The sequence below is a fragment of the Alloalcanivorax sp. genome (genome assembly GCF_964221125.1).
Lineage (GTDB): Bacteria > Pseudomonadota > Gammaproteobacteria > Pseudomonadales > Alcanivoracaceae > Alloalcanivorax > Alloalcanivorax venustensis.
Window position 1 is genome coordinate 52,142 of sequence record NZ_CAXPXK010000064.1, and the last position, 11,428, is coordinate 63,569.

14 protein-coding genes are annotated in these 11,428 nt (G+C 64.4%); 4 read left to right on the top strand and 10 right to left on the bottom strand.

Going from position 1 to position 11,428, the window contains the following annotated elements:
* Positions 1-33: 33 nt before the first annotated feature.
* The 10 genes from tolB to aspS form a co-directional block, all read right to left on the bottom strand.
* Positions 34-1,323, bottom strand: a complete 1,290-nt coding sequence (gene tolB / locus ACEQZD_RS08455; RefSeq protein ID WP_142948691.1) for a Tol-Pal system beta propeller repeat protein TolB — start codon at positions 1,321-1,323, stop codon at positions 34-36.
* Entirely contained in the window at positions 1,320-2,153 is an 834-nt protein-coding gene (tolA, locus tag ACEQZD_RS08460; protein ID WP_370184947.1) for a cell envelope integrity protein TolA, read from the bottom strand. The genes tolB and tolA overlap by 4 nt, the downstream gene beginning before the upstream one ends.
* Positions 2,150-2,584: a protein TolR gene (gene tolR, locus ACEQZD_RS08465; RefSeq protein ID WP_142948693.1), complete on the bottom strand. Its 435-nt coding sequence runs from the start codon at positions 2,582-2,584 to the stop codon at positions 2,150-2,152. The genes tolA and tolR overlap by 4 nt, the downstream gene beginning before the upstream one ends.
* Before the next feature lie 17 nt (positions 2,585-2,601).
* Positions 2,602-3,291, bottom strand: a complete 690-nt coding sequence (gene tolQ / locus ACEQZD_RS08470; protein ID WP_142948694.1) for a protein TolQ — start codon at positions 3,289-3,291, stop codon at positions 2,602-2,604.
* Positions 3,292-3,726: a tol-pal system-associated acyl-CoA thioesterase gene (gene ybgC / locus ACEQZD_RS08475; RefSeq protein ID WP_142948695.1), complete on the bottom strand. Its 435-nt coding sequence runs from the start codon at positions 3,724-3,726 to the stop codon at positions 3,292-3,294.
* Positions 3,719-4,747 (bottom strand): Holliday junction branch migration DNA helicase RuvB, encoded by a 1,029-nt coding sequence (ruvB, locus tag ACEQZD_RS08480; protein ID WP_142948696.1) that lies wholly within the window; start codon positions 4,745-4,747, stop codon positions 3,719-3,721. Before ruvB ends, ybgC begins: the two co-directional genes overlap by 8 nt.
* A 6-nt stretch (positions 4,748-4,753) precedes the next feature.
* On the bottom strand, positions 4,754-5,362 hold the full coding sequence (gene ruvA / locus ACEQZD_RS08485; protein ID WP_370184950.1) for a Holliday junction branch migration protein RuvA: 609 nt from the start codon (positions 5,360-5,362) through the stop codon (positions 4,754-4,756).
* Positions 5,359-5,877, bottom strand: coding sequence for a crossover junction endodeoxyribonuclease RuvC (gene ruvC, locus ACEQZD_RS08490; RefSeq protein ID WP_370184952.1), 519 nt, complete (start codon positions 5,875-5,877; stop codon positions 5,359-5,361). Before ruvC ends, ruvA begins: the two co-directional genes overlap by 4 nt.
* Before the next feature lie 96 nt (positions 5,878-5,973).
* On the bottom strand, positions 5,974-6,705 hold the full coding sequence (locus tag ACEQZD_RS08495; RefSeq protein WP_142948698.1) for a YebC/PmpR family DNA-binding transcriptional regulator: 732 nt from the start codon (positions 6,703-6,705) through the stop codon (positions 5,974-5,976).
* A gap of 27 nt (positions 6,706-6,732) precedes the next feature.
* Complete coding sequence (gene aspS, locus ACEQZD_RS08500) at positions 6,733-8,496, bottom strand: aspartate--tRNA ligase (protein WP_370184955.1); 1,764 nt, start codon at positions 8,494-8,496, stop codon at positions 6,733-6,735.
* 390 nt (positions 8,497-8,886) lie between these two features.
* Here aspS and ACEQZD_RS08505 point away from each other — a divergent pair, with 390 nt between their 5' ends.
* The 4 genes from ACEQZD_RS08505 to ACEQZD_RS08520 all read left to right on the top strand — a co-directional run.
* Positions 8,887-9,183 carry an HU family DNA-binding protein gene (locus ACEQZD_RS08505; RefSeq protein ID WP_370184957.1) on the top strand — a complete coding sequence of 99 codons (297 nt, stop codon included), beginning with the start codon at positions 8,887-8,889 and terminating at the stop codon, positions 9,181-9,183.
* Positions 9,184-9,359: 176 nt separating this feature from the next.
* Positions 9,360-9,653: a PA4642 family protein gene (locus tag ACEQZD_RS08510; RefSeq protein WP_194855452.1), complete on the top strand. Its 294-nt coding sequence runs from the start codon at positions 9,360-9,362 to the stop codon at positions 9,651-9,653.
* A gap of 143 nt (positions 9,654-9,796) precedes the next feature.
* Positions 9,797-11,041 carry a hypothetical protein gene (locus ACEQZD_RS08515; RefSeq protein WP_370184959.1) on the top strand — a complete coding sequence of 415 codons (1,245 nt, stop codon included), beginning with the start codon at positions 9,797-9,799 and terminating at the stop codon, positions 11,039-11,041.
* Positions 11,042-11,061: 20 nt separating this feature from the next.
* Positions 11,062-11,428 (top strand): class I SAM-dependent methyltransferase (locus tag ACEQZD_RS08520; protein WP_370184961.1); only part of this gene is annotated, 367 nt, incomplete at its 3' end.

Consider the following 11,428-nt stretch of genomic DNA (forward strand, 5'->3'; position numbering starts at 1 on the left):
ATTGATGTCCTGGATTGGAACTCTGAGATCCGTTCAGAGGAACGGCGACCAGGCCGGTTCCCTGACTTCCCCTTCCTTCGACGGGAGCTCTACTTTCACTCTCCCATCGATGGAGACGGCTTGCAGGACCCCTGTACCCCGGTGTTGCGTCCCGTAAATTATCATACTTCCATTGGGCGCAACACTGGGCGATTCATCCATATTGGTCTGTGTCACAATATCGAATGTCCCGCGCTGGAGGTCCTGCACACCGACGTTGAAACTGCCGTTACGCCGGTGTACGTAAACCAGATACCGACCGTCCGGGGTAACCTCCGGGCGGGCGTTGTAAGCCCCTTCGAACGACACCCGGCGCACCGATTTGTCGTCCACGTTCAGCTGGTAGATCTGCGGCCCACCGGAGCGGCTGGAGGTGAACACCAGATGGTCGCCATCGGGCATCCAGCGCGGCTCGGTGTCGATGCCGTAATGATCGGTCAGCTGCTCCAGATCCCCATTGTTGAGGTCCAGGCTGTAAATGTCCGGGTTGCCGCCCTTGGACAGGGTCAGCGCCAGCTTCTGGCCGTCCGGTGACCAGGAGGGGGCGCCGTTGATGCCCTTGAACTGGGCCACCACCCGCCGCTCGGCGCTGCTCAGATTGTGCACATAGATCTTGGGCAGCCCGTTCTTCTCAAAGGAAACATAAGCAATCTTAGTGCCATCCGGCGACCAGGACGGGCTCATGATCGGCTCGCGGCTGCGCAGGATGGTCTTCACCCGGGCGCCGTCGGCGTCCGCGTACTGCAGCTGGTAGGGCCGCTCGGCGCCACGGTTGTGGGTAACGTAGAGAATCTTGGTGGAGAACGCCCCGGGGATGCCGGTGAGCTGCTCATAGATGCGGTCGGAAATGGCGTGCGCCACGTCACGCAACTGCGACTCCGGCGGACGGTAGGTCTCGGACAGCAGTTCCTTGCCGCGGGCCACGTCGTGCAACGCATAGCCCACTTCGTAGGCGCCGGTGCCGGTGGGCTTGATGGTGCCGATCACCACGTATTCCTGATTGAGCACCCGGAAATCCCGGTAGGACAGGCCCTCCTTGCTGGTGGGCCGGCTCAGCATGTCCTTGGGCGACAGCGTTTTGAACTGACCGCTGCGGTGCAGGTCGGCGCGCACGATGTCGGACACGTTCTCCGGCACGTCGCCGGCGCCGGCGAACGGCACCACCGCGATCGGCACCGCGTCCGTGCGGCCTTCAGTGATCTGGATCAGCAGCTCGGCGCGGGCGTTGACCGCCAGCAGCGAGAGCATCGCGACAATGAAGGGAAAGGCTAAAACTCGCATCATTTTACATCCGTGGGTCTGAATACGATTTGAAAGGTTCGAAACTGCTCGAACAACTTGCCGTCCGGCACCGGCAGCGGGCTGGCAAGCTCCACCGCCTTGACCAGCGACTCGTCGAAGTTCGGATAGCCACTGGACTTGTCCACCTCGACACTGACCACTTCACCACCCGGAATCACCCGCAGACGCACACGCACGCTGAGGTCGTCCCGGTTGCGGTAATTGCCGGGAATGCGCCACCGCTGCTGGATAGCGTTCTGTATGGCGTCCGTGTAACCAGCGGTCTCTTCCTGAACGTCGCTGTCAGGCGCGCCGCTGCCGGGTGTCTCGGCGACTTTTTCGCGCTCCTTGCGCGCCATCTCCAGCTCTTCCTCGGCCATCAGTTCTTCCAGGCTCTGCTGCTCGAATTCCGGCGCCGGCGCCTTTTTCGGTTCCGGCTTGGGCTCCGGCTTCGGTTCAGGTTTGGGCTCCGGCTTCGGCTCGGGCTTCGGCTTGGGTTCGGGTTTCGGCTCAGGCTTGGGCTTGGGCTCGGGTTTTGGTTCGGGCTTGGGCTTCGGTTTAGGCTCAGGTTTCGGTTCGGGCTTCGGCTCCGGTTTGGGCTCCGGCTTCGGCGCCTCCTCCTGGGCCTGCTTCTGATCCTTTTCCTCGCGGGCCGGCGCGGTGTTGGCCTCCGGCGCGCGGCGCGTCTCTTCCATCACCGTGGCCATCACGTGGGGCGGGATTTCCGGCGGCCGCCGCAGCTCCGGCTCCGAGGACCAGGTAAACACCATCAGCCCCAGCACCAGCAGATGCAGAAACGCGGAAAACCCGACCGCAACGCCACGATCGCTCATGAACGCCCCGGCGGCTCCGTGACCAGCCCCAGGTTGGTGACGCCGGCCTGCTGCAGTTCGGACATCAGGACCACCACTTTGCCGTAGGGCACGTTCTGGTCACCTTCCACCAGGAACAGGGTCTCCGGTTTTTGTTTCCGGATCGTGAGCACATGGCCCTTCACCGTTTCCAGGCTCGCCGACGACTGGCCGTCGCCGCCCACGTTAATGTAGTAGCTGCCGTCCGGGCGCACCGTGATCATCACCGGCTCGTCGTTGTTGGTGATCGCCGCGCTGTCGGTCTGCGGCAGGTCCACGGACACGCCCTGGGTCATCATCGGCGCGGTGGCCATGAAGATCACCAGCAGCACCAGCATGACGTCGATGTAGGGCACCACGTTGATGTCGGCCATCGGCTTCTTGCGCAAACGGCGGCCGCGGATCGCACTCATGGACGCACTCCCTCGGCTCATGCGTCGCGTCCGTGGGCCTGGCGGTGCAGCACCGAGGAGAACTCCTCGGCGAACAGTTCACAATCGCCCACCAGGGATTCGGACAAGGACGCGTAGCGGTTGTAGGCCATCACCGCGGGGATCGCCGCGAACAGGCCCATGGCGGTGGCCACCAGCGCCTCGGCGATACCCGGCGCCACCACGCTCAGTGTCGCCTGGGTCACGTTGGCCAGGGCGCGGAACGAATTCATGATGCCCCAGACGGTACCGAACAGGCCGATATAGGGGCTGGTGGAACCCACCGTGGCCAGGAATGGCAGATGCTTGGTGAGGCGGGATTCCTCGCGCTGCAGGGCCACGCGCATGGCGCGCTGGGCGCCTTCCATGATCGCTTCGGAGCCGCGCGTGCTCTTGGACAGCCGCACGAACTCCTGGAAACCGGCGCGGAAAATCGCCTCGCTGGCGGAATCCGGGTTGGGCTTCTTGCGCACCTGGTTATAGAGACTGGAGAGGTCCTCGCCGGACCAGAATTTCTCCTCGAAGGCATGATCGGCACGCCGCGCACGGCCCAGTACCCGAAAGCGGGACACGATCATGTACCAGGAAATCATCGATGCCAGCAGCAGAACCAGCATCACCAGCTGGACCACCGGCCCGGCGTTGGTGACCAGCGAGAGGATCGACATGCTGGACGAAGCGTCTTCCATTTACCCCAACTCCTCGAATTCAGCCTTGAACTTGTCGTGGAGCGGCCCGGGCAAAGCCACCGGCTTGATGCCGTCGGCGCTGACACAGGCCACCTTGATAGTAGCTTCGCACAACACTTCCTGGTCACGGGTGACACGCTGCGCGAACACCAGGGTGGCACGTTTAAGCGCCACCAGTCGGGCACTGACCCGCAAATCGTCGTCGATCCGGCCGGGTTTGCGGTAGTTGATCTGAGCGGAATGCACCACGAACTGGAAGTTTTCCTCGGCCAGCGCATAGTGCTGGTAGCCCAGCGACCGCATGTACTCAGTGCGCGCCCGCTCCATGAACTTCAGGTAGTTCACGTAGTAGACGATGCCACCGGCGTCAGTGTCTTCGATGTAGACGCGAACCGGTAGGACAAATTCCGAACCTTGAGAAAATTTTTCACTCATTAAACAAATCCCCGTCCCGCGCGGGCTTGACCAGGCCGAAATGGCGCCAGGCGTGGTTGGTCACCTGGCGTCCCCGGGGGGTGCGCTGAATGAAGCCCTGCTGAATCAGGTAGGGCTCGACCACCTCTTCCAGGGTGCCGGCGTCCTCGTTGAGCGCGGCCGCCAGGGAATCCAGCCCCACCGGCCCGCCGTCGAATTTGTGCATCATCATGTTGAGCAGGCGGCGGTCGGTGCCGTCCAGCCCCAGGCTGTCCACCTCCAGCATGTCCAGGGCGCTCTGCGCCACCGCGCCGGTGAGCCGGCCGTCGCCTTTCACCTGGGCGTAATCGCGCACGCGGCGCAGCAGCCGGTTGGCGATGCGCGGCGTGCCGCGGGCCCGGCGGGCCACTTCCCGGGCGCCCTCTTCATCGCCCGGGATCGCGAGGATCTCGCAGGATCGCGCTACGATACGCGCCAAATCGTCGACGTTATAAAACTCCAGCCGCTGCACGATACCGAAGCGGTCACGCAGGGGCGCGGTGAGCAGGCCGGCGCGGGTGGTGGCGCCGACCAGGGTGAAGGGCGGCAGATCCAGCTTGATGGAGCGCGCCGCCGGCCCTTCGCCGATCATGATGTCGAGCTGGTAGTCCTCCATGGCCGGATAGAGAATCTCCTCGACCACCGGGGAAAGGCGGTGGATCTCGTCCACGAACAGCACATCGCCCTCCTCCAGGTTGGTGAGGATGGCGGCCAGATCGCCGGCCTTTTCCAGCACCGGCCCGGAGGTGGATTTCAGCTGTGAGCCCATCTCCCGGGCGATGATGTGCGCCAGAGTGGTCTTGCCGAGCCCCGGCGGGCCGAAAATCAGGGTGTGATCGAGCGCCTCGTCGCGGCCACGGGCGGCGTCGATGAAGATTTCCAGCCGCTCGCGCACTTTCGGCTGGCCGTTGTAGTCGGCCAGGCTGGCCGGGCGGATGGCCCGGTCCTGCTGCGCTTCGCCGGCGTCGGAAGGAAGCGGGGTGATCAAACGATCATTGTCCATGGCGTTTTACCTTGCCAGAGTTCGCAGGGCACGGCGAATCAGCTCTTCACTGCTGGGGTCGGCGCCGGCCTCTTCGGCGGCGCGGCCCACGGCGGCGGCGGCTTCCTTATTCCGGTAGCCGAGCGATTCCAGCGCGGCGATGGCGTCGGCGCGGCCGTCCGGCGGGCCGTCCAGGGGCCGCGGCCCGGGCCGCGCGGCCGGCGCGCCTTCCAGCTTGTCGAGCCGGTCGGACATCTCGATCACCAGCCGCTCGGCGGTTTTCTTGCCGATGCCCGGCACCTTCACCAGCGAAGTGGTGTCCTGGTCGCGGATGCAGGCGGCCAGCCGGTCGGCCTCGATGCCGGAGAGGATCGCCAGCGCCATTTTCGGCCCCAAGCCGTTCACCTTGATCAGGCTGCGGAACAGCTCGCGCTCGTAGCGGCCGGTGAAGCCGTACAGCAGCTGGGCGTCCTCGCGGACCACGAAATGGGTATAGAGCGTCAGCTCGGCGCCGCTTTCCGGCAGGTCGTAGAACACCGTCATCGGCGCTTCCACTTCATAGCCGACGCCGGCCACGTCCACCAGCAGCCGGGGCGGCTGCTTTTCCAACAGGGTGCCTCGTAATTGTCCGATCATCGTATCCGTCTTCTTCGTACTGAGGTGGCGCCGCCCATGCGCGCCAGGGAAACACGGATGTGAGCATGACAGAGGGCGATCGCCAGCGCATCGGCGGCGTCTTCCTGGGGGCGCTTTTCCAGCCCCAGCAGGTGTTTGACCATCTCCGCCACCTGCACTTTTTCGGCGCCGCCGCGCCCCACCACCGCCTGCTTGACCTGGCGGGCGGAATACTCGAACACCGGCACGCCGCTCTGCACCACGGCGGTGAGCGCGGCGCCGCGCGCCTGGCCGAGTTTGAGGGCGGAATCCGGGTTGCGGGCCATGAACACCTTCTCGATGCTCACTTCCTCCGGCCTGTGGGCGCTCATCACCTCACAGAGGCCGGCAAAAATGGTGCCCAGCCGGGGCGCCATCTCGGCGCCGCTGGTGCTGATGGTGCCGAACGCCAGGGCCCGGCTGCGGTTACCGACCTGCTCGATCACCCCATAACCGGTGTGGCGGGAGCCCGGATCGATCCCCAAAAGAATGGTCATAGTGTGCTTCCAGGGCCAGAGTCGCGCCCATATAAAAAAGGCAGGTTATATCTAACCTGCCTGCTGTTCATATGTCCAGTATAAGAGAGACCGTTCTTATTCTTCCGGCCACCGGGCGTTGGTGTAGACGTTCTGCACGTCGTCGAGATCTTCCAGCAGGTCGATCATCTTGCCCACCGTCTCGGCGGTCTCGGCGTCGATCTCCGCCTCCGTGGAGGGGCTCATGGTCACTTCCGCGTCGGCCGGTTCCAGCCCGGCTTCCTTGAGCCCGTCGACCACTTCGCCGAAGCTCTTGTCCGGGCGGGTGATCACCAGGAAGCTGCCGTCCTCGTTCTCTTCCACGTCCTCGGCGCCGGCCTCCAGGGCCGCTTCCATCAGCTTCTCTTCTTCCACGCCCGGCTCGAAGAAGATCTCGCCGCGCTTGGTGAACAGAAACGCCACCGAGCCGCTGGTGCCCAGGTTGCCGCCAAATTTGGAGAAGGCATGGCGCACCTCGGACACGGTGCGGTTGACGTTGTCGGTCATGGTTTCCACCAGCACCGCCACGCCGTTCTTGCCGTAGCCCTCGTAGGTGATCTCCTCCATGTTGGCGCCGTCGTCATCGCCGGCGCCGCGCTTGATCGCCCGGTCGATGGTGTCCTTGGTCATGTTGTTGCTGAGCGCCTTGTCGACGGCGGCGCGCAGGCGCGGGTTGTCGGCGATCTCCGGGCCGCCCATGCGGGCCGCCACGGTGATTTCACGAATCAGCTTGGTGAAGATCTTGCCCCGCTTGGCATCCTGGGCCGCCTTGCGGTGCTTAATATTGGCCCATTTACTGTGACCCGCCATGGTGTCTCCTAACCTGTCCGCGTTATCTCATTGCTCTTCTTTGCGTACCGCCACGCCCACTTCGCGCAGCTGCTGATTATCCACCGGCGACGGCGCGTTGGTCATCAGGCAGGCGGCGGTCTGGGTTTTCGGGAAGGCGATCACATCACGGATGGAATCGCCGCCGGTCATCAGCATCACCATCCGGTCGAGACCGAACGCCAGGCCGCCGTGCGGCGGCGCGCCGTACTTGAGGCCGTCCAGCAGGAAGCCGAATTTCTCGTCCGCTTCCTGGTCGCTGATGCCCAGCGCCTCGAACACGCTGCGCTGCATGTCCGGGCGGTGAATACGGATCGAGCCGCCGCCCAGTTCGGTGCCGTTGAGCACCATGTCGTAGGCCCGGGACAGGGCGCCTTCCGGGTTGCTCTTAAGCTCCTCGGGATTGCACTTGGGCATGGTGAACGGATGGTGCAGCGCGTAGTAACGGCCGTCCTCTTCCTCGAACATGGGGAAGTCCACCACCCACAGCGGTGCCCAGTCGCCCTGCGCCAGGCCGCGCTCGTGGCCCACCTTGACGCGCAGCGCGCCGATCGCCTCGTTGACCACCTTGGCCTTGTCGGCGCCGAAGAAGATCAGGTCGCCGGTGGCCGCCTCGGTGCGCTTGAGGATGCCCTGGATGGCGTCCTCGGTGAGGACCTTGAGGATCGGCGACTGCAGCCCCTCGGCGCCGGCGTCCAGGTCGTTGACCTTGATATAGGCCAGGCCCTTGGCGCCGTAGATGCCCACGAACTTGGTGTACTCGTCGATCTCCTTGCGCGACAGGTCGCCGCCGCCGGGCACCTTCATGGCCACCACGCGGCCTTTCGGGTCCTTGGCCGGGCCGGCGAACACCTTGAACTCCACGCCGTCCATCAGATCGGCGATGTCGATCAGCTCCAGCGGCACGCGCAGGTCCGGCTTGTCGGAGCCGTAGCGGCGCATGGCCTCTTCATAGGTCATGCGCGGGAAGGCGGGCAGGTCCACGTCGAGCATGTCCTTGAACACGCTTTTCACCATCGACTCGGTGATCGCCATGATGTCGTCCTCCTCCACGAAGGACGCCTCCAGGTCGATCTGGGTGAATTCCGGCTGACGGTCGGCGCGCAGGTCCTCGTCGCGGAAACACTTGGCGATCTGATAATAGCGGTCGAAGCCGGCCACCATCAGCAGCTGCTTGAACAGCTGCGGGGACTGCGGCAGGGCGAAGAAACTGCCCGGGTGGGTGCGGCTGGGCACCAGATAGTCGCGGGCGCCCTCCGGGGTGGCGCGGGTCAGGATCGGCGTTTCCACGTCCATGAACCCCTGGCCTTCCAGGTGGGCGCGCACCGCGTGGGTGAGCCGCGAGCGGAACTGGAAGCGCTTCAGGGCTTCCGGGCGGCGCAGGTCCAGGTAGCGGTACTTGAGCCGCACTTCCTCGCCGGCGGCGGAGTACTCGTCCAGCTCGAACGGCGGCGTCTGGGCTTCGTTGAGGATGGTCAGCGACAGGCCCAACACCTCGATGTCGCCGGTGTCCATGCGCGGGTTGCGCACCGACTCGTCGCGCAGGCGCACCCGGCCCTCAAGCTGCAGCACGTATTCGCCGCGTACCTTGTCGGCCAGGGCAAAGGCCTCCTCGGTGTCCGGGTCGAACACCACCTGCACCAGGCCGGTGCGGTCGCGCAGGTCGAGGAAGATCACCCCGCCGTGGTCGCGGCGGCGGTGAACCCAACCGCACAACCGCACTGTTTCCCCGTCGTGGGAGGCTCGCAAATCACCGCAATAATGGCTTCGCATGTGTTCTGTCCGTTCCTGAATCCGATGAAGCCGCCGTCGGGACGGCCTGGGTGGCTGAAAAGGCGGCCTAGTATAGCGATTCGGGGTTGGGCCTGCTAACCCTTGCCGGCCTGACCGCCGAGAACGTCGATTCGATGCCGAAACACACAAAAAATAGGGGCTGCACGCCTTGTACCGCGCATATCCATGGCATATAACTGGATGCGCACTGTATCAGTCGTGCCTCTGAGGCCGCAGTACAGGGGTGCCCTGACAGGGACACGCAGTTTCTTTCATTCCAGGAAGTCACCAACAAAAGGGGTAAGCAATCCTATGGCTGCAAAGAAAAAAGCGGCAAAGAAGGCCGCCACGGCAACCACCACGCGTCGGGTGAAGGCCATCGCCGATCCGATGACCAAATCCCAAATCATCGCTCAGATCAGCGATTCCACCGGCCTCACCAAGAAAGACGTGAACAGCGTTTTCGATGAGCTGACCGATATCATGGAAGGTCATCTGAAGAAGCGCGGCGCCGGCCAGTTCACCCTTCCTGGTCTGTTCAAGGCAGTGACCCAGAAGAAGCCGGCCACCAAGGCTCGCAAGGGCATCAACCCGTTCACTGGCCAGGAAACCACCTTCGCCGCCAAACCCGCTCGCACCGTGGTCAAAGTACGGCCACTGAAAAAGCTCAAGGACATGGCTCAGTAAGTCCGCGTCCCGCCCTCCGGGCCGGCGCGGTCGCCGGTCCGGAGCGTCCCCGCCCCCCTGTTCACGCCGCTCCTCGCCCCCCGGGGCTTTAGACCCTATAATCCCCGCCCCTGGAAACCCGGCCGGTGACGCCGAGCCGCGCGCGCCGCGCAAGCAGACAACGTCAGAGGTGGTGAATGGCAGAGCGCAAAGACAAAAAGAAGGTGGTCGGCGAGCCGATGACCGACGAACAGATCAAGGTGTTCCTGGACTTCCCGCCGGAGGAAGGCGAGAACCCGGACTTCCACGTCCTGCTCAAGGCCTACCGCGCCCTGCGCGCGGAGGATTTCGAACGCTTCGTGGCGTTCTTCCAGGCACAGAACCGCGATATCCGCGCCACCGACGACCGGGGGCGCACGCTGCTGGATATCGTCCGCGGCCACGGTAAAAGCGAACCCTTCGTCGCCATCCTGGAAAAAGCCGGCGGCTGACTGACCGTAGAGCCGCCCACCCCCGGCTGGTGAATTCTTGTTCGACCCGCTCTTCCCATGGCAAGGTTCGGCTTCCTTTTTGGTTTGCCCGAGCCATGCCGGCCCTGCCGGCGACGTCCAGATAAAAAAAGAAGAGCATCGTCATGAAAGTGGAATTTCACCGAGGCCGCGCGGGATGGCGCTGGCCCCTGCTGATCGTATTGTGCCTGACCAGCCTGGGACTGCAGGCACAGAAAACCCCGGATATCGACCCGGCCCTGCTGATCGACGAGGAAGAGCAGGTCACCCAGGAAGAGCTGGAGATGGAGAACATCCCGGTCGATGAGCGCATCTTCATCGAGCCCTGGAACGAGGTCCCCTACAACCGCGCCTACTTCACTTACACCGACGCCGAAATCCGCGAAAAATGGGACTACCTGATGCGCGGCCTGCGCATGCCCTACCCGTCCGCGGACTACCTGCGCCGGCAATTTGAAAAGTACCCCTTCCTGCGCGACGGCCTGGAGGATTTCGACGGCGACTTCCAGAAGCTGGAAGGCCGCTACGTCAACGTCTGGCGCCACTTCTTCGCCGGCAACTTCCAGACCGCCCGCCGCCTGGGCCTGGAACTGGGCCCCATCGGCGAGATCCCGGCGCTGTTCTCGCAGCTGCTTTACGCCATCTATCTGGCCGACCGGCAAAGCGTCAAATACATGATGCTGCAGGACATGGCCAACCGCACCGAGCGCTACTTCGACCTGATGGAGCCCGCCGAGGACGACCCGGAAATGGAGCCGGTGGTGGCCGTGGTGCGCCTCGGTTACGCCTACGCCATCGCCCGCATCGCCGAGGAATCGCCGGTGCCGATCATTGTCGCCCGCCGCTATATCAGCAAGATCAAGAACAACGCGGAACGGGTCCTGGAGATCATGCCCGACCACCCGCTCGGCCACGCCTTCCTGGCCGGCGTGGACGCCGGCATCATGCGCCGGGTGGGCAAATTCACCGGCCGCATGACCTACGGCGCGCGCACCACCACGGTCCAGGACTCCTTCGACGAGGCGCTGACGCTGGCCCCGGACATTCCCATCGTCCACTACGAGTACGCCAACGCGCTGATCTACATGAACCGCAAGCGGGACCTCAACGAGGCGATCAGCCACCTGGAGACCGCCATGCAGCTCAAGCCGCAGTTCTCCATGGACGCGCTGGATGTGATGTACTCTTACCAGCGGCTGCGCGAAGTGCGCCTGTACGCGCTCAACTTCCGCAGCTTCCGGCTGTTCGAGAAGGCCCGGCGCACCTTCAGCAAGCACACCGACCGCAACCTGACCAGCGTGATCTCCGGGCCCCTGACCACCGACATGCTGGAAAACCCGGACGACTACGTACTGCCCGAGCGGCAATAGCCGCCACAACAAGGAGCCCCATGCGCTGGTACCAGGACCGTCTGTTTCCGAAACTGCTGGACTGGGCCACCCGTCCGCTTTATCGCGACCGCCAGCGCCTGCTGCAAGGCGCCCGCGGCCGCGTGCTGGAGCTGGGCATCGGCACCGGCGCCAATCTCGCCCTCTACGGCGACGCCGTCAGCGAGATCCACGGCCTGGAGCCGGAGGCGGCGATGCTGGCGCTGGCCCGCCGCCACGCGCGGGAAGCCGGCGTCCGCCAACCGCTGCACCTGCTGCAGGGCGACGCCCGCCGGCTGCCCTACCCGGACGGCCACTTCGACACCGTGGTCGCCTGCCTGGTGTTCTGCACCATTCCCGACCCCGAGCTCGCCGCCCGCGAAATGCACC

What these genes read in the sequence shown, in the direction of transcription:
- ACEQZD_RS08505 (WP_370184957.1), top strand. Translation starts at nt 8,887, where the DNA reads ATGACCAAATCCCAAATCATCGCTCAGATCAGCGATTCCACCGGCCTC.
- ACEQZD_RS08510 (WP_194855452.1), top strand. Translation starts at nt 9,360, where the DNA reads ATGGCAGAGCGCAAAGACAAAAAGAAGGTGGTCGGCGAGCCGATGACC.
- ruvA (WP_370184950.1), bottom strand. Translation starts at nt 5,362, where the DNA reads ATGATCGGACAATTACGAGGCACCCTGTTGGAAAAGCAGCCGCCCCGG.
- tolB (WP_142948691.1), bottom strand. Translation starts at nt 1,323, where the DNA reads ATGATGCGAGTTTTAGCCTTTCCCTTCATTGTCGCGATGCTCTCGCTG.
- tolA (WP_370184947.1), bottom strand. Translation starts at nt 2,153, where the DNA reads ATGAGCGATCGTGGCGTTGCGGTCGGGTTTTCCGCGTTTCTGCATCTG.
- ACEQZD_RS08495 (WP_142948698.1), bottom strand. Translation starts at nt 6,705, where the DNA reads ATGGCGGGTCACAGTAAATGGGCCAATATTAAGCACCGCAAGGCGGCC.
- aspS (WP_370184955.1), bottom strand. Translation starts at nt 8,496, where the DNA reads ATGCGAAGCCATTATTGCGGTGATTTGCGAGCCTCCCACGACGGGGAA.
- ybgC (WP_142948695.1), bottom strand. Translation starts at nt 3,726, where the DNA reads ATGAGTGAAAAATTTTCTCAAGGTTCGGAATTTGTCCTACCGGTTCGC.
- tolQ (WP_142948694.1), bottom strand. Translation starts at nt 3,291, where the DNA reads ATGGAAGACGCTTCGTCCAGCATGTCGATCCTCTCGCTGGTCACCAAC.
- ruvB (WP_142948696.1), bottom strand. Translation starts at nt 4,747, where the DNA reads ATGGACAATGATCGTTTGATCACCCCGCTTCCTTCCGACGCCGGCGAA.
- ruvC (WP_370184952.1), bottom strand. Translation starts at nt 5,877, where the DNA reads ATGACCATTCTTTTGGGGATCGATCCGGGCTCCCGCCACACCGGTTAT.
- ACEQZD_RS08515 (WP_370184959.1), top strand. Translation starts at nt 9,797, where the DNA reads ATGAAAGTGGAATTTCACCGAGGCCGCGCGGGATGGCGCTGGCCCCTG.
- tolR (WP_142948693.1), bottom strand. Translation starts at nt 2,584, where the DNA reads ATGAGTGCGATCCGCGGCCGCCGTTTGCGCAAGAAGCCGATGGCCGAC.